The 16359-nt window shown below is 69.9% G+C and carries 14 protein-coding genes; 5 read left to right on the top strand and 9 right to left on the bottom strand.

The features are described from left to right. Positions 1-170 precede the first annotated feature (170 nt). Positions 171-638 carry an SRPBCC family protein gene (locus tag NL1_RS06970; RefSeq protein ID WP_067835547.1) on the top strand — a complete coding sequence of 156 codons (468 nt, stop codon included), beginning with the start codon at positions 171-173 and terminating at the stop codon, positions 636-638. Here the strand turns inward: NL1_RS06970 and NL1_RS06965 are convergent. Then, complete coding sequence (locus NL1_RS06965; RefSeq protein WP_067835545.1) at positions 614-1540, bottom strand: esterase/lipase family protein; 927 nt, start codon at positions 1538-1540, stop codon at positions 614-616. The two genes, NL1_RS06970 and NL1_RS06965, sit on opposite strands and share 25 nt — an antisense overlap. Positions 1541-1645: 105 nt before the next feature. On the opposite strand from NL1_RS06965, the gene NL1_RS06960 reads away from it, so the two are divergent. Further along, the gene (locus tag NL1_RS06960) at positions 1646-2194 is read left to right on the top strand and encodes a TetR/AcrR family transcriptional regulator (RefSeq protein WP_067835543.1); all 549 of its coding nucleotides are present in this window, start codon (positions 1646-1648) and stop codon (positions 2192-2194) included. A 61-nt stretch (positions 2195-2255) separates the two neighbouring features. On the opposite strand, the gene NL1_RS06955 is transcribed toward NL1_RS06960, so the two are convergent. From NL1_RS06955 to NL1_RS06915, 8 genes are all read right to left on the bottom strand, one after another. Beyond that, positions 2256-3203 (bottom strand): Ppx/GppA phosphatase family protein, encoded by a 948-nt coding sequence (locus NL1_RS06955; RefSeq protein ID WP_067835541.1) that lies wholly within the window; start codon positions 3201-3203, stop codon positions 2256-2258. Next, positions 3196-3723, bottom strand: a complete 528-nt coding sequence (locus NL1_RS06950) for a DUF501 domain-containing protein (RefSeq protein WP_067835539.1) — start codon at positions 3721-3723, stop codon at positions 3196-3198. Before NL1_RS06950 ends, NL1_RS06955 begins: the two co-directional genes overlap by 8 nt. Next, positions 3720-4388, bottom strand: a complete 669-nt coding sequence (locus tag NL1_RS06945; protein ID WP_067835537.1) for an FtsB family cell division protein — start codon at positions 4386-4388, stop codon at positions 3720-3722. The genes NL1_RS06950 and NL1_RS06945 overlap by 4 nt, the downstream gene beginning before the upstream one ends. Before the next feature lie 25 nt (positions 4389-4413). After that, positions 4414-5700 (bottom strand): phosphopyruvate hydratase, encoded by a 1287-nt coding sequence (gene eno / locus NL1_RS06940; protein ID WP_067835534.1) that lies wholly within the window; start codon positions 5698-5700, stop codon positions 4414-4416. A 122-nt stretch (positions 5701-5822) separates the two neighbouring features. Next, positions 5823-6548, bottom strand: a complete 726-nt coding sequence (locus tag NL1_RS06935) for a lytic transglycosylase domain-containing protein (RefSeq protein ID WP_067835533.1) — start codon at positions 6546-6548, stop codon at positions 5823-5825. A gap of 107 nt (positions 6549-6655) precedes the next feature. Beyond that, the gene (locus NL1_RS06930) at positions 6656-9379 is read right to left on the bottom strand and encodes an ABC transporter ATP-binding protein/permease (RefSeq protein ID WP_245673121.1); all 2724 of its coding nucleotides are present in this window, start codon (positions 9377-9379) and stop codon (positions 6656-6658) included. 40 nt (positions 9380-9419) lie between these two features. Next, the gene (locus tag NL1_RS06920; RefSeq protein ID WP_156094703.1) at positions 9420-10349 is read right to left on the bottom strand and encodes an ABC transporter permease; all 930 of its coding nucleotides are present in this window, start codon (positions 10347-10349) and stop codon (positions 9420-9422) included. Beyond that, entirely contained in the window at positions 10346-11875 is a 1530-nt protein-coding gene (locus NL1_RS06915; RefSeq protein ID WP_067835531.1) for an ABC transporter substrate-binding protein, read from the bottom strand. Before NL1_RS06915 ends, NL1_RS06920 begins: the two co-directional genes overlap by 4 nt. A gap of 455 nt (positions 11876-12330) precedes the next feature. On the opposite strand from NL1_RS06915, the gene NL1_RS06910 reads away from it, so the two are divergent. The 3 genes from NL1_RS06910 to NL1_RS06900 are packed head-to-tail and all read left to right on the top strand — an operon-like array spanning position 12331 to position 16311. Next, positions 12331-13338 carry a TauD/TfdA family dioxygenase gene (locus tag NL1_RS06910; protein ID WP_245673120.1) on the top strand — a complete coding sequence of 336 codons (1008 nt, stop codon included), beginning with the start codon at positions 12331-12333 and terminating at the stop codon, positions 13336-13338. Then, entirely contained in the window at positions 13310-14320 is a 1011-nt protein-coding gene (locus NL1_RS06905; protein WP_174553397.1) for an ornithine cyclodeaminase family protein, read from the top strand. The genes NL1_RS06910 and NL1_RS06905 overlap by 29 nt, the downstream gene beginning before the upstream one ends. Continuing rightward, on the top strand, positions 14311-16311 hold the full coding sequence (locus NL1_RS06900) for a type III PLP-dependent enzyme domain-containing protein (protein ID WP_307622087.1): 2001 nt from the start codon (positions 14311-14313) through the stop codon (positions 16309-16311). The genes NL1_RS06905 and NL1_RS06900 overlap by 10 nt, the downstream gene beginning before the upstream one ends. The last annotated feature ends 48 nt before the right edge of the window (positions 16312-16359 follow it).

The raw sequence follows: 16359 nt of genomic DNA, 5'->3' as shown, positions 1-16359 counted from the left end.
AACTGTGCAGCAAATCACGCAACTCGCCGCACCGGGGCGACGTTTGCGCACGGCAGAGATAGCGGACCCGCATTGCCGGGCGGTCCGAGCGGTTCACCCTTACCCTGAAGAGGCGGACGAGCGAGATCCCAGCAACGTGACAGTCGAAGCCAGAAGGAGGCGATGGGCACATGCTGGATGCCGAACTGACCGTGCCGGTCGACCCCGGGCAGGCGTTCGCGGTCCTCGCCGACGGCTGGTTGTATTCCAGCTGGGTGGTGGGGGCCTCGCACATCCGGCAGGTCGATCCCGGCTGGCCCGATGTGGGCACCCGCATCCACCACAGCGTCGGCCTGTGGCCGCTGACCGCGCGGGACGTGACCACCGTCCGCGATATCGATCCGCCGCGGATGATCGAGCTGGAGGCCCGGCTGTGGCCGATCGGCTCGGCCCGAATCATGCTGGAGCTCACCGAGATCCAGCCCCGCACCACCCGCATCCGGATGACCGAGCACGCCATGAGCGGGCCCGCCGTGCTGATGCCGAGCCAGCTACAACGGGCGGCGCTGAAGCCGCGCAATCAGGAGTCGCTGTCCCGATTGGCCGCCCTCATCATGGGGCGCGCCGACGAGAGCTATCGGCCCAAGGGTCCGATGTAGGGCAGCACCACCGCGCAGTCGGCGGGACGGGCGTTGGCCGGGTCCAGAGCGTTCAGCACCTCGCGCACGGTCACCGGGTCGGCCGTCAGTTCGTAGTGCTCGGTGTAGTCCGTCGAGCACAGGTCCTGCAGCACGATGTTGCGGACGTTGGGGCCGTCGAGCAGGCCGGTGGTGTACGGCGTCGCGATCTGGTCGTATCTGCTGACGATGGTCGTGAAATCGATGCCGGGGGCGATCGCGGGGTCCGGATTGAGGACGTCGAGCATCGGCGAACCGGGCGAGACCTGGCACGGGCCGCACCGATCGGCGACCGCGTCGCGCACTCCGAGAGCGTCCAGCACCGAGGAGAACACCGCGTCGGTGCCGCTGAGCGTCGAGCCGTGCAGCGGTGCGGCCAGCGCGATGTAGTCGTCGATGTTCGGCACGCCACCGAGGTGGTTGAGGTAGTAGAACGGGACGGCTCCGCCCATCGAATGGCCGACGAGATCGACCTGCCGGGCGCCGGTCGCGGCGCGTACCCGGTCGATGAAGTCCGCGATCTGCCGCGCGCTGTCCGGTATGGGTGCGATGGCGCCGATCGGGCCGAGCGGGCCGGCGCCGTAGGTGGTGGAGAAGACGCAGTAACCCGCGGTGGCGAGCACCGGCGAGAGGGTGTTCCAGGTGATGGTGTCGTTGCTCAGGCCGTGCAGCAGCACCACCGGATTCGGGTGCGCCTCGCTCGGTCGGCAAGACCAGTCGTTGGCGCCCGGCGGCGGTTGACTCGGACCGGTGAGCTGGGCGGCGAGCCCCGACAGATAGCTGTAGGTCGGTGACTCCTCGGCCGCGGCCGAACCGGCGGGCCAGCCAGCCGCCATGGTCACGGCGGCCGCCAGTGCCGCAATCCACCGTCGGGATATTCGCATGGTCGATCTCCTCGTGAGGTACCGTCGATCTGTCGTGACCGACCGGTCGGTCACACCGTAGCGGGTCGGTAGGATCTGCGAAAGAGGCAACAGAAAGGAACCCCCATGCCACGTCCGGCCGAGCCAGGTCGCACCGCCCTGCTGACCGCGGGAGCCAAGGTCGCCGAGGACAAGGGGCTGCGCGGGCTATCGATCAACGCGGTGGTCGAGCTCGCCGGAATGGCGAAAGGCACCTTCTACCACCATTTTTCGGATCGACGCAGTTACGTCGTCGCGCTGCACCGCCGCTATCACGACGAACTGACGCAGACCGTCGCCGCCGCGATCGCCGACCTGCCCCCCGGGGTGGAGCGGCTACGCACGGGCGTTATCGCCTACCTGGACGCCTGTCTCGCCACCCGGGGCACGAAAGCCTTTCTCGCCCAGTCCCGCACCGACACCGACCTGCTCGACGAGGTGCACGCCCGCAACGAGCTGGTCGCCGCATCGATCGAACCCGATCTCGCCGCCATCGGCTGGCCGGACCCCGCGGCGGTCGCCCACCTGCTGGTCGCGATGGTCGCGGAGACCGCACTCACCGAGCTGTACGGCGAAGGACCTCGCGCCGACCTTCGCGCGGCCGCCCTGCTAATGATCGAGTCACCGCCAGCCTGATCGCGCAGGCCACCGATCACGCTCCGGCCGAACACCTTTCGCGCCGCGCGCGACGAGGCGCTCAGGCGATGGACAGCGCGATGCCGTCGAGGATGTCGTGCTCGCTGACGATCAGTTCGGTGATGTTCGCACGACGGGACAGTTCGTAGGCGAGCACCTCGGTGATGACGGCGCCGCCGCCGATGACATCGACCCGGCCGGGGTGCATGGGGCCGAGGGCGGCGCGTTCCTCGTGGTTCATGCCGATCAGCCGGTCGCAGACCTGGCGGACCTGATCCAGCGTGAGCGCGGTCAAATGCACTCGGTCCGAATCGTATTCGGGCAGGTCGAGGGCGATGGCGGCCAGCGTGGTCATGGTGCCCGCGACGCCTACCCAGGTGTGCGCGTTCTCGACGGGCACCTTGGCGAAGGCCTCGGCGAGTCGCTCGGTGGCGAATTCGCGGGCCGCGGTGACCTGCTCGGGGGTGGGCGGATCGCCGGGCAGGCAGCGCTCGGTGATCCGCACGCAGCCGATGTCGGCGGAGAACGCGGCGTGCACGCCGTCGCTGTCGCCGAAGACCAGCTCGGTGGAGCCGCCGCCCAGGTCGACGACGACGAACGGGCCTGCCGCGCTGGACAATTCGCCGATCGCGCCGGTGAACGAGAGGCGCGCCTCTTCGTCGCCGGTGATCACCTCGGCCTCCGCGCCGGGCACCACGGTGCCGAGTTCGGCGCGGGCCATGGCGAAGAAATCCTCGCGGTTGGACGCGTCACGGGTCGCCGAGGTGGCGACCATCCGCACCCGCGAGACCCCGGCGTCGCGCATGAGCCCGGTGTACTCCGCGAGTGCGACCCTGGTGCGCTCGATCGCCTCGGGCGCCAGCGAACCCGTGGCGTCCACGCCCTGGCCCAGCCGCACGATTCGCATCTCGCGGTGCACGTCGGCCAGGCGGCCGTCCGGGAGCACGTCGGCGACCAATAGTCGGATGGAGTTCGTCCCGCAATCGATGGCGGCGACCCGGTCACTCATGCTCTGCTCCATCTTTCGGCGGGTACGTCGGCCAGTCGGCCGGGACGGCGGTGCCCCGCAGTCCGTGCTCGGCGGCCAGCGCCACGGCCTCGTCGCCGAATGGGTTGACGCCGGGCCCCTTGGCGAGGCTGTGCGCGATGAGCACGTGCAGGCACTTCACCCGTTCGGGCATGCCGCCGCCGGTGAAATCGGTGCCGAGGGATTCGATCGCGTTCCGCTCGGCCAGGTAGCTCTCGTGGGCGGCGCGGTAGGCCGCGGCCAGTTCCGGATCGGCGGCGAGCCGCTCGGTCATTTCGCGCATCACGCCCGCCGATTCCTGCCTGCTGGCCTCGGCGGTCAGCCGGGGGTCGGTCAGGTAGTACAGGGTCGGGAATGGGGTGCCGTCCGGCAGCCGCGGCGCGGTCTTGACCACCGCGGGCAGCCCGTCCGGGGTGCGGTAGGCGACGGCGAGCACGCCGCGCGGCGCACGGCCGAGCTGTTCGGCGATGATCTCGAGATCGCGGTCTGTCGGTGCGGTCACCTGGGTCCTTCCGGTCCTGGCGGGGGTGGGGCGGCGGGCGACGAGCCCACGGGTGGCGTCGGCTCGGCCGCGAGCGTCGGCTGCGGTTCGGAGAGGGTGCGCCACAGGTCCGTGTACCACGGGTCGGGCTCCTTGGAGCGCGGCGGCGCGGCCGGGCGCGGCGGCGCTTCGATGCCCGGCACCTGCACGATGTAGGGCGTCTCCCCTGGCATCACCAGCCGCAACCGGTCCTTGGCCTCCGATCGGATGTAGGCCGGATCCTGTTGTTGCGCACGGCGATCCCGCAGCCTGGCCAGGTCGGTCTCGAGCTGGATGCGCTCCTGCGCCAGTTGCGCGGCTTCGGCGCGCTGGCTGAAGTAGGTGCGCATCGGCACGGACAGTGTCAGCGCCAGCGCGCACACCACGACCGCGAGAATGACGGCCTTGCCGGTGGACAAGCCGAGAATGGTGCGCTCGTGCTTGTCCCCGCCGCCCGGGCGCGGGGCTATCTTGCGCGGTTGGGCCTTCGCCGCGGTCTCGCTGCGCTTGCGCGTGCGTTTGGCCGCGGCCGGGCGGGCTGCGGTTTCGGTGTCCGCGCCCGCCCTCGGACGTGATCGAGCGGCACGCGACGTGCGGCGGTCTCCGCGTCCGGCCGGACTGGTCCCACGCGCACGTCGCTCCGTCATACCGCTCCCTGTATCCAGGCGGCTGTCAGCCCTCGAACGCGAAGCGCGGGAACGCCACGTCCCCCGCGTAGCGGGCGGAGTCGCCCAGCGCGTCCTCGATGCGCAGCAGCTGGTTGTACTTGGCGACCCGCTCGCTGCGCGCCGGAGCGCCGGTCTTGATCTGGCCGCTGCCGACCGCGACCGCGAGGTCGGCGATGGTGGTGTCCTCGGTCTCGCCGGACCGGTGCGACATCATCGTCTTGTAGCCGTTGCGGTGCGCCAGCTCGACGGCGTCCAGGGTCTCGGTCAGGGTGCCGATCTGGTTGACCTTCACCAGCAGCGCGTTGGCGGCGCCCTTGGCGATGCCCTCTTCCAGGCGCTCCGGGTTGGTGACGAACAGGTCGTCGCCGACCAGCTGGATCTTGTCGCCGATCTGGTCGGTCAGCGCGATCCAGCCGTCCCAGTCGTCCTCCGACAGCGGGTCCTCGATGGAGACCAGCGGGTAGGCGGTGAGCAGCTCGGCGTAGAACTGCGCCATCTCGGCGGCGGTGCGATCGGAGCCCTCGAACTTGTAACCGGTGCCCGCGGTGTAGAACTCGGTGGCCGCGACGTCCAGCGCCAGCGCCACGTCGGTGCCGAGCTTCAGGCCGGTCTTGGCGACCGCGACGCTGATCAGGTCGAGCGCCTCGCGGGTGCCCGCCACGTCGGGGGCGAAGCCGCCCTCGTCACCGAGGCCGGTGGACAGGCCCTTGGACTTCAGCACCGACTTCAGCGCGTGGTAGACCTCCGCGCCCCAGCGCAGCGACTCCTTGAAGGTCGGCGCGCCGATCGGGGCGACCATGAATTCCTGGACGTCGACGCCGGTGTCGGCGTGCGCGCCACCGTTGAGGATGTTCATCATCGGCACGGGAAGCACGTGCGCGTTCGGCCCGCCCAGGTAGCGGAACAGCTCCAGGCCCGAGGACTCGGCGGCGGCGCGGGCCACCGCGAGCGACACGCCGAGCAGGGCGTTCGCGCCGAGGCGGGACTTGTCCGGGGTGCCGTCCAGATCCAGCAGTGTCTGATCGACGGTGCGCTGCTCGACCGCATCCAAGCCGATGACGGCAGGCGCGATCTCGTCGAGGACGCCCTCGACGGCCTTCCGCACGCCCTTGCCGAGGTAGCGGTCGCCGCCGTCGCGCAGCTCGACGGCTTCGTGCTCACCGGTGGAGGCGCCGGACGGCACCGCAGCACGGGTCAGCGTGCCGTCGTCGAGGGCGATCTCGACCTCGACAGTGGGGTTTCCGCGCGAATCCAGGATCTCGCGAGCTCCGACCTGTTCGATGATGGCCACGAAAACGACACTCCTTCGGCTGCTGGCACGGTAGGTCTCACGGATGGGCCGTGCGTTGCCGAGCCTAGCGCCCTCACCGCGTACGAGGTAACCGGCACTCCGGGCGACGGCGCACGCTGCGCTCACACACGACGGCCGACGCTGTAGGCGGCGGCGCGGTCGCGGACGGTGAGCAGGTAGCGGGTGGACTGGTTGTAGGTCATGAGCGCCGATTGCCAGCCGCGTTCGGAGGTCAGGTCGCCGCCACTGGCGCACAGATAGCGCGCCGCGGTGAGCGCGGCGTCATCGATGTTCTGCGGGTCGATCACGCCGTCGCCGTTGGCGTCCACGCCCCAGCGCTTCCAGGTCTCCGGGATGAACTGGAGCGGGCCGACCGCGCGGTCGTAGACCTGGTCGCCGTCGAGTGTGCCGCCGTCGGTGTCGCGGATCAGTGCGACGCCGGGCGAGCCGTCCAGTGGGATGCCGATGATCGGCGGGACGACGGTGCCGTGGTCGTCGACGTCGGAACCGCGATGGGTGCCGTGCTTGCTCTCGACGCTGGCGATGCCCGCGAGCGTAGTCCAGGCGATGCCGCAGTCGGGACGCGAGCTGGCCATCACCGCGGCGGCGTAGCCGTAGGCCTCGAGTGCTACCGACGGGATGCCGAGCACACCGGCCTGTTCCCCGGCCCAGCCGCGCAATTGCAGTGCGGTGCGGCCCGGTCCGTCGACATCGATCACGGGCAGCGGCGTGCCGGGCCCGGGCGGGATGCCTTCGGGAATGGGCGGCAAGTCGGCGCCGATGCCGCAACCGGCGAGCGTCAGGACCACCAGCGCCGCGGCAAGGACGCCGGTCTTCTTCGGGAGCACTCTTCCATCATCCAGATCCGGCGGAGTGCTCCCGGTTGGTTTCGCCCGCAGCGAAGATCACGAGCCGGTGGGGCGCATGCTGCGGCGTGTCGCGTGTCACTGCCCTCTCAGACCAGCAGATCGTGGGTGGCCTGTTCGGTGGGGTTCGCGAATACCTCGTCGGTGCGGCCGGATTCGACGATCCGGCCGTGATCCAGCACGACCAGTTCGGCGCAGTGTCCGGCGACCAGGTTCATGTCGTGCGTGATCACCAGCAGGGCGGTGCCCCGTTCGGCGCGAATCCGGTCCAGCAGGGCCATGATCGAGGCCGCCGTCGCGTGATCGAGGGCCGAGGTGATCTCGTCGCAGAGCAGTACCGCGGGATCGGCGGCCAGGGCACGGGCCAGCGCAACCCGCTGGCGCTGGCCGCCGGACAGTTCGTGCGGATACCGCGCGGTCAGCGCCGCGGGCAGCTCCACGGCATCGAGCAGCTCGGTGATCCGCTGTGGCGCGGCGCTTTTCGGGATCCGAGCGATACGGCGCAGTGGTCTGCCGAGCGTCTGGGCGACGGTGCGACGTGGGTTGAGCGCCGACATCGGATTCTGCGGAACGAGTTGAATGCCGTCGCCGCCCCGCCCGATCCGGCGCTTGCCACCGATCTCGATCGGGTTGTCCACCAGCGCCAGTGAACCGCTCTCGGCCGCGCGGAGACCGGCGATCACCCTGGCGAGGGTGGTCTTGCCTGCCCCGGAAGCGCCGACGACCGCGAGCGCGGAGCCCGCCGTGAGCGCGAGGTCGATGTCGGCGAGGACGCGATGTCGTCCGATGGCGACGCTGATGCCGCTGGCGCGCAGGGCGATCGGTGGTTGTGAGCCGTCGACGGTGGTGTGCGCGGGAGTCTCCGGCACGGCCGCATTCTTCGTGTTCGTGTCGGGTCGTCCGGAGCCGGAGCGCGGGCGCACGAGGTCATCCCCGTCGGGATCGGCGGCGATGCTCTCGTTGTGCTCGGCCGCGTGGGATCGGTACGCACTTACCGGCGGAACAGTGATAGCCGCGTTCGCATCCGACTCGGCGGAGCGCGAATCCGGCGCGGGCGCGCCGACCTCGATCACCTGATCGGCGATGGCGTGGATGGCGGCAGTGTCGTGGCCGGAGAGGAGGATCGTGGTGCCGCGCTTCGCGAGATCGCCGAGCAGGGCGCCGATTTCGGCACGCAGTGCACCGTGCAGACCGGCCAGCGGTTCGTCGAGCACCAGGATGCCGGTGCGGCGGACCAAGGCTCGGGCCAAGGCGACGCGGCGTTGCTGACCGCCCGAGAGTTCGCCGGGCCTGCGACGCAGGTGCTCGGCGGACAGGCCCACCGCCGCCAAGGCTTCGAGGAGAGCGGGCTCGGAGCGATCGCGGGCGACTTCGGCGAGCAAGGTCCGGACTCGCATGAGCGGGTTCAACGCCGAGCCCGGGTCCTGGCCGACGTAGGTGATCTCCGTCCGCCGAAAACGCCGCAGCGCAGCGGAATCCAGGGCGAATACCGCATGCCCGGCCACCGTCACCGTGCCGGTGGCGCGAACCGCCCCGGGCGGCAACTGGCCGAGCAGCGCACGCATGACAGTCGTCTTGCCCGATCCCGACGGACCGGTGAGCGCGGTAACGCTGCCCGGCTGCATCCGGAACGAGAGGGGCCCGGCCAGCTCCTGCCCGGCGGGACCGCGCACGAACAGCCCGTCCACCACCACGGCCGGGTGCGGCTCGCGGCTGACGCCGGACAACTCCGCCGACCGCGTCCCGCTGGCCGGAGTCTTATCGGCTTCGCCTTCGTCGCATATCGCACCGGATTCCGATGGGCCGATCGCGCTATCGGCCTGCGCCACGACCCGCCCGTCGAGGTCCGCGCCCCGACGAATACTCGCCGTCTCCACCATGACCGATGTCCGCCCGCCGCGGCCGAATTCGGTGACCGCGAGGTTCACGCTGACCGCGACGATGGCGATGGCGAGGCTGGGCGCCAATACCGACCAGGGGTTGAGCAGCATCCCTGAGGCGTTGTCGCGGACCATGACCGCCCAGTTGCTCGCGCCGAGAGTGGTGGGGAGGTGCAGAAAGGAGGCGGTGCTGACCAGGTAGACGGCAGCGACGAAACGCAGGCCGAGCTGGGCGGCGAGCACCTCGCGCAGGTTCGGCAGCACCTCGCGGAAGACCAAGTGGGCGAGTGTTTCTCCGCTCGCGCGCGCGGCTTCGACGTAGCCGCTGGCCGCGACGCCCGCGGCAGCGGCGGCGAAGACCCGTGCGCAGTAGGGCGCTCCGAACAACATGGCCACCACGATCAGCCCGTAGACGCCCGCGTCCGGCCACGTCGTGAGGACGAGCAGGATGCCGAGCACCGCGGGGACGAGCATCGCGAAATCGGTCGCGGTCTCGATCAGCGCGCCGACCCGCGATCGCAGCGCCGCGACCGCGCCGAGCACGCTCGACACGGCGGTCACCAGCACCGCGATCACGGCGGCGAGCAGCAGCAGTCCCCAGCCGCCGTACAGCAAGTGGCTCAGTACATCTCGGCCCAACCGATCGGTGCCGAGCCAGGCGGCACCGCTCGGATCCGCGAACGGGATGCCGACCGCGCGTTCCGCGGGCTTTGGCGCCAGGGCGGGCCCGAGCGCGGCGGCTGCGATCACCAGGAGCGCGGGTAGCAGGGCGAGCACTCGGAGTCGGTTCATCGCGCCCCTTCCCGCTGCGCCGTATCCCACCGCGCTATATCTCGCTGCACCGAATTCCGCCGCACCGAATTCCATTGCGCCGTAGCTGATATCGCCCTGCGCGCGGATGCCTCGCACCGCGTGGATCCGGCGCAGCCCCACCGACCTGACCGGAGCGAACGATGCGACATCATCGGCGATCTCATCGACGCCCCCGCAGCGACCACGCCCGAATACCGTCGGCCACGGCGAGCATCAGCATGATGACCAGGCCCGAGAGCGCGACCACGGCCGCCACCACCGACGTGTCGCGGTCGGCCACCGATCCGGCCAGCACCGCGCCGAGACCCGGGTAGTTGAAGATGGTCTCGACCACCAGCGCGCCCCCGAGCAGCATGCCGACGGTGGTGGCGAAGCTCGCCACGATGGTGGGCGCGGCGAACGGCACCAGGTAGCGAGCCAGCAGGTGCGGCATCGAAAGTCCGTCCAGCACCGCGCTTTCCACGTGCGGCGCGCGAGCGGCATCGGCCAGCGCGGCCCGCACCACCCGGGTGTTCCAGCCGATCTGCGGAATGGCCAGCGCGAGGACGGGCAGCACGAGCATGTCCGCACTCACCGGGAAGCCGGAGCGACCGGTGATGGTGACCGCGGGCAGCCAGCCCGTCGCCAGCGAGAACACCATGATCAGCAGCGTCGCCAGCACGAACTCGGGAACGGCCGCCGCGACCGTGCTACCCGGCTGCAACACCCGCGCCGCAGCGCCCCGAGAGCACATCGCCCACCACGCACCGAGCAGCATCGAGGCCAGCACCGTCACCGTGAGCGCGAGACCGCCGAGCAGCAGGGTCGGCGGAAACTTGTCCGCGAGCAGCTCGTTGATCGACCTGCCGCGCGCGGTGCGGCCGAAATCGCCGGTCGCCACCCCCGAGATCCAGTCCAGGAACCGCACGACGAGCGGCCGGTCCAGTCCGAGCTCCCGTTCCTTCGCCGCGACCTGCTCCGGCGTGGCTTCCCGGCCGAGGACCGCGCGAGCGGTGCTGCCAGGCAACAGATCCACGGCCACGAACACCGCGGCGAGCAGCGCGAGCAACAGTGCGACGCGCCGGAGCAGAAGCCGGGCGAAGGTTCTCACGCCAACCAGGCCCGTTCGAGCTGCACCCGCCCGAAACCTCCGAGCGCAGGCAGGTCGCGCACCGCCGCGGTGGCGATGTCGATACCGTCGGCCATGCCCCACACCAGGTAGCCGCCGCGCTCGTGCTGGATGGATTGCACACGGCGGCTTGCCTTGTCGAGCTCGGACGAGTCGGCGGCGGCCAGCGCGGTGGCCGTCGCGGCATCGAATTCCGCGTCGTGGAACGCGGTTTCGTTGCGGTTGGAGCCACTCGACATGAGATTTCTCGCGTAGAACATCGTCGAATCGTTGGTGCCCCAGGAGATGGTGTAGAGCGGGGCCTGCAACCAGGTCCGGTCGTAGAAGGCGTTCGACTCCTGCTCGACGACGTCCAACCGGACGCCGATGTCCGCGAGCTGGGTGGCGATCGCCTTCGCCGACTCCACCTCACCGGGCACCTCCGGCTTGGTCACCAGGGGGTAACTGCGCCCGCTGTCGAAACCCGCTTCGCGCAGTAGGGTTTTCGCGCGCTCGACGTCGCGCGTCCGCTGCGGAATGCTCGCGTCGTAGCGCGGGTCGGCGGTGCCGAGGATGTCGTTGGCGATCGTGCCGTACCCCGAATGGACCTGATCCACCAGCGCCTTGCGGTCGACGCCGAGCCGCATCGCGGTGCGCACCCGCGGATCGGCGAACGGCCCGTCGGCGGTGCGCATCGCGACGCCGAGCATCGTGTCGTTCGCGCGCCGTATCACCCGCAGATCGCCGCGGCCCTCCGCGCTGCGGCCCGCGATCGCACCGACGTTGGACGCCAGGTCGATCTGACCGCTCAGCACCGCATTGCCCAGTGCCGTCACGCTTTCGAACATCGTGACCTCGATGGCGTCGAGCAGCGGCAGCCGCGGTTCCGCGCCCGCGCCGTGCCAGTTCTCGTTGCGAACCAGCCGGGCATTGCCGCCCTGGAAGGACTCCAGGCGGAACGGACCGGTGCCGATGGCAGTCGTGAAGTCCGTGGTGTCCTTTCTCACAGTGAAGCTCATCAGCCGAACCAACAGCGGCAGTTGGGTATTCGGCTCCGGCACGGTGAGCACCACCCGGTTCGGGCCGTCGGCGGTGATGCTCTCGGCCGCGACGGGCATCTTCGACGCGCCGCCCACCGAGCGCAGCCTGCGCAGCGACCACACCACATCCTCGGAGGTAACCGGTGCGCCGTCGTGGAAGGTTGCGCCCTCGGCGATGGTGAATGCCCAGCGCCGCTGCACCGCATCCGACTCCCACGAACTCGCAAGGCGCGCAACGGTATTCGGCTGCGCGCCCGGTACCGTCAGCGCGTCGTAGACCAGCGAGGCGATCAGGAAATCGCTCTCGTTGCTGAGATTCGCGTGCGGATCGCGCTCGATGCGCGCCGCGGTGCCGAGCGCGCCGACGCGGAGTGTGCCGCCGCGCTTCGCGGGGCCGTTCGAATCCGCGTTGTCGCCACATGCCGCGACGAAAAGTAGCGCGCCGGCTCCGACGCTCGAACGCAGAAGTTGCCGTCGGTTGAACTCCATCGGTACTGCCTTCCCTCATCGTTCGCTGCGGGCCCGAGACCCGACACTACAAGGCTAGGACAGGCTAGCCTAAATAGGCCGTCTACCAGTGCGAATCCCGCGAGGAACGAATCGCCGCCACCCGCGGGGAGTTGTTGCCGACGAATACACACCGCCCGGTCCGGACGAGACCTAATCTCTTTGATGCACGCGTCTCTTTTTCGCGACTCGCTTAGGTAAGCCTTGCTTAACCGCGCCTGAGGCACTAGCTTCGCAGATCGAATCGTCCCCACCCGCTTTTCGACCCGATGCGAAGAAGGGAACCCCCGGTGAAAAGCGTTCTCTCCGAACGTAAGACGCTTCACCCGCAGGACATCGAACGACGCGAGCTGCCCCCGAACGCCGGGCGCGCGGTGCGTGAGCTCGCGCGTGAGATTTGTACCACGGTACATCGCAGCCCCCGCGGCGCCGCTGCCGTGGCACTCAGGCTGACCGACCCGGCGCTCATCGCGTTGATCGAGACACGCGCCCGCGAACTCCCCAAATCGGTGCGACTGGCCATGCGCCCGCCCGCGGGGCCCACGGGCGCGACCATCGTGAGCAGGCTGCCGTTGACCGACGAGGAGTTCGGGCCGACGCCTCCGAGCTGGCGCGATGCCGCCCGGTGGAGCGGTGATCCGCAGCGCGGCAACTCCTTTCAGCTCGACATCGTCATGATGCTGCTGGCGCGTTGCGCGGGCGAACCGTTCGGCTGGTCCGGCCAACAGGATGGACGTTTGGTCAACAACATCGTGCCGACACCCGGCCACGAGGACGAGCAATCGGGAGCCAGCAGCAAGACACTGCTCACCCCGCACACCGAAGACGCCTTCCACCCGGACCGCGCGAACCTGCTGATGCTGGCCTGCCTGCGCAATCCGGATCTGGTGGGCACCACGGTGTCCTCGGTCCGGCAGGTCGAGCTGACCGAGGACGAGTACCGGCTGCTGAGCACGCCGACGCTGCCGATCCTGCCCGACGTCTCCTACGGCGACGGCCACGAGCGCTTCACCCCGCCGCCGCTGCCGACGATCTGGGATGCGGCCGAATCACACTCCGGCACAACGAGTCCGACGCTGCGCTACGACCCCGCCTACACCCCGCTCGATGACGCCGACGCCGAATTTCGGAGCGCCTACGCACGGCTCACCGAGGAATTGGAGCGGGTGTGCCACACCGCCGCCCTGGCGCCCGGCGAGTTGTTGCTGGTGGACAATGACGTGGCCGTTCACGGTCGGGTACCGTTCACCGCGCGTTACGACGGCACCGACCGCTGGCTCAAGCGGGTCAACATCCGCCTGCCCGAACGTCGGCGCCGAACCGCCGAGGCCGATGAGAATGGTTACGGGCAGCGAACAGTCGCCCCGTTCCGAGTGGGAACTGGCCGAGCGGATACAGAGCGGGACACAACACCAGATGATCGAGGAACCGTTGAACACTCGTGATCGAAGCACGCCGCTGCGCGTGCTGAGCCGTAGCGACCTCGCCGACGTCCCCATCACGCCGGGCGACGTGGTGCGTGCGGTCGAAGACGCGTATCTGGCTTTCGCGGCGGGAGATTCGGACAATCCGCGCAAACTGAGCGTCGCCAATCCGGACGGCTGGTCGGTGGCCTACGCCATGCTCGGCCGCGACGGCAGGCGTCGCGTCGTCGCCATGAAGACCTCGTACAAGTTCGATCCCGGGCACGATCGCAGCACCAAGCGCTACTACACGACCATCACGCTCTACGACGACACCACGGGCGCGCCCATCGCCATGATGGACTGTGCACGGGTCGGCGCGCTGCGCACACCGGCCGTGTCCGCGCTGCTGGTGCGCGAGACGATGCGCCGCGGCGCGGAGAGCGTGCTGCTGATCGGCACCGGCACCCAGGGTCGTAACGCGCTGCCGCACTTGCTCGCCGCGAATCCGCAGCTGCGCAAGCTGATGGTGTACGGCACCCACCCGGAAGGGCTGGCCGCGGTGCACCGGCAGCTGGCCGAGCACAATCCGGAGGTGCTGCTGGAAACCGTCGCCGACCCGCGCGCCGCCGCGGCCCACGCCGACGTGGTGCTGGCGACCGCAGGCCCTGGAACCGAAGTGGCCTTGGAAGCAGAGGATCTCGCGCCCGGCTCGACCGCCGTGCTGGTCGGTTACGGCCTCGCGCCGTCGGCGCTGGTGGAAGCCGACCGGGTGGTGGCGACCAGTGCCGAACAGATGCAGCTCACCGGCACCGACATGGTCGGCCCGGACGGCACGCTGCGCTCGGTCGACGCGGAATTGCCGCAGATCCTCAACCGCAGGGCCGTGGCGCGGCGCTCGGACGAGGAGAAGATCTTCGTCTACAACAGCGGCCTGGTACTCACCGACGTCGCCGTCGCGCACGCGCTCGCCGAACGCGCCATCGCCGAGGGCCGCGGCACGGAGGTGCCCTTGTGGGATTAGACGCCGCAGTCGATCCGGGACCCGAGCTCGCCGACCCGGACGCCATGGTCCTGTTCGACGTCGCCGCGCCCCGGAAGACGAGAGCCGGCGCACAGGCGGCCCGAGCCGAGCGTGAACGTCCCGCGTCCGATCCCGCCCGGAGCTGCACCGCCGCCTCGTCGCCGAGCAGGTCCGGGACGTCACCTTTCGGCACCGGCGCGGCGACGCACGAGCCCGATATGTCGCCATGCGATGCCGGCTTGCCGTTGCTCGACGCCGAACCGACAACGCTCGCGACGACGCCACTCGATTCCGGCACGACGCCATCGACTCCTGCCGCACCGCCGCTCGACACCAGTACGTCGTTGCCAGAAGATGCTGGGGCGCAGGCTACTTCCCATGCGGTCGAATCGACGGCGGGCGGCCCGTGGATGGACCTCCCCGAGGACATCGAGCCGGTGGAACCCGAAGCCGGCCACGCTGTTCCGCAGTACGTCGCCTCGGAGCCGCGCGCCACCGATGGGTACCTGGCAACCCAGAACGGCGTAGCTGTGCACCCCGAATCCGGCTGGGACGACATCGATTCCGACGACGTCCTCCTCGAGATGCTCGTGGAGGAAGTCGCCGAACTGCTCATCGAAGAAATCGCCGATGACCCAGCGGACCGGACCTCTGGGATTACCGCCCCCGCCATGCCCGCGCACACCGACGAGTGGGAGCAGCGGGTCCTGGCCGACCCGCATCTGCTCGCCGATATCGCTTTCGCGATCGGCGGCCCTTTCCACCTGATGTATCCCGCGCGGGTGGCGGACAACATCCGCGGATTCCACGACGCGTTCGCGCGGGCGGGGGTCGACGGGGTTGTGTACTACGGCAAGAAGGCGAACAAAGCGGCGTGCGTGGCGCGGGCCTGCGCGGAGAACGGCGCGGGGATCGACGTCTCCAGCGTCGGCGAGCTGACGGCCGCGCTGGCCGCCGGTGTGCGCGGCGGCGAATTGATGGTCACCGGCCCGGCGAAGTCCGACGATCTGCTGTGGCTGGCCGTGCGCCACGGTGCGCTGATCGCGGTGGACAGCCTCGGCGAGCTCCACCGCCTCGGAACGATCGCCTCCGCGGCGACCCCCGCCAGGGTGTTGCTTCGGGTGCTGCCCGCGGGCTCGGCCAGCCGATTCGGGATGACCGGCGACGAGCTGGACCGGGCGCAGTCGGTGATCGCCGCGGGCGGACCGCGCGGCCTGGAGCCGATTCAGCTGGAGGGCTTCAGCTTTCACCTCTCCGGCTACGATGCGGTCGCCCGCGCCGAGCAGGCCGCCGGCCTGATCGCCCGCTGCGCGGCGGCGCGCGAACTCGGGCACCCGGTCGGCACCATCTCCATCGGCGGCGGATTCGGCGTCGACTACGTGCCCGAACGCGCATGGCGCGAGTTCACCGAGGGCGTCGACCGCTCCTGGTTCCACGCCGGGAAAGCGTTCGGCTCCTACTACCCGTACCACTTCCCGGTGCCGGGACCGGCCATGCTGTCGGAGATCCTGGCCCACGGCGAACTGGGCAGGCGCCTGCGCGACAACGACATTCGCCTAGCGGTCGAGCCGGGCCGCGCACTGCTCGACCGCGCGGGCAGCACCGTCTTCCGCGTGCAGGGCAGCAAGACCCGGCACGCGGACGGACAGCCGTACCAGCTGCTCACCGTCGACGGCACGAGCCTCAGCATGTCCGAGCAGTGGTTCGACAGCGAGTACCTGCCCGACCCGGTGCTGTGGCCCCGACTCCCAGGAGAACCGACGCCGACCAGCGTCGGCGCGGCCAGCTGTCTGGAATCCGACATGATCGGCTGGCGGCGCGTCCCGCTGCCCCGGCGTGCCGAGGTGGGTGATCTGCTCGTCTATCCGAACACCGCCGGATACCAGATGGATTCGAACGAGTCGGCCTTTCACGAACTGCCGATCCCGCCGAAGGTCGTGCTCTCCGGCGGCCAGGGCGATCGGCTGCGCTGGACGCTCGACGCCGGGTAATCAACCACGAGGACCACAACTCAGCATCGCCCCGCTTGCCGCAACCGC

The sequence above is a fragment of the Nocardia lijiangensis NBRC 108240 genome (genome assembly GCF_001613045.1).
Lineage (GTDB): Bacteria > Actinomycetota > Actinomycetes > Mycobacteriales > Mycobacteriaceae > Nocardia > Nocardia lijiangensis.
The sequence above is the reverse complement of the archived record's forward strand: the minus strand, read 5'-3'. Positions and strand labels throughout refer to the sequence as shown.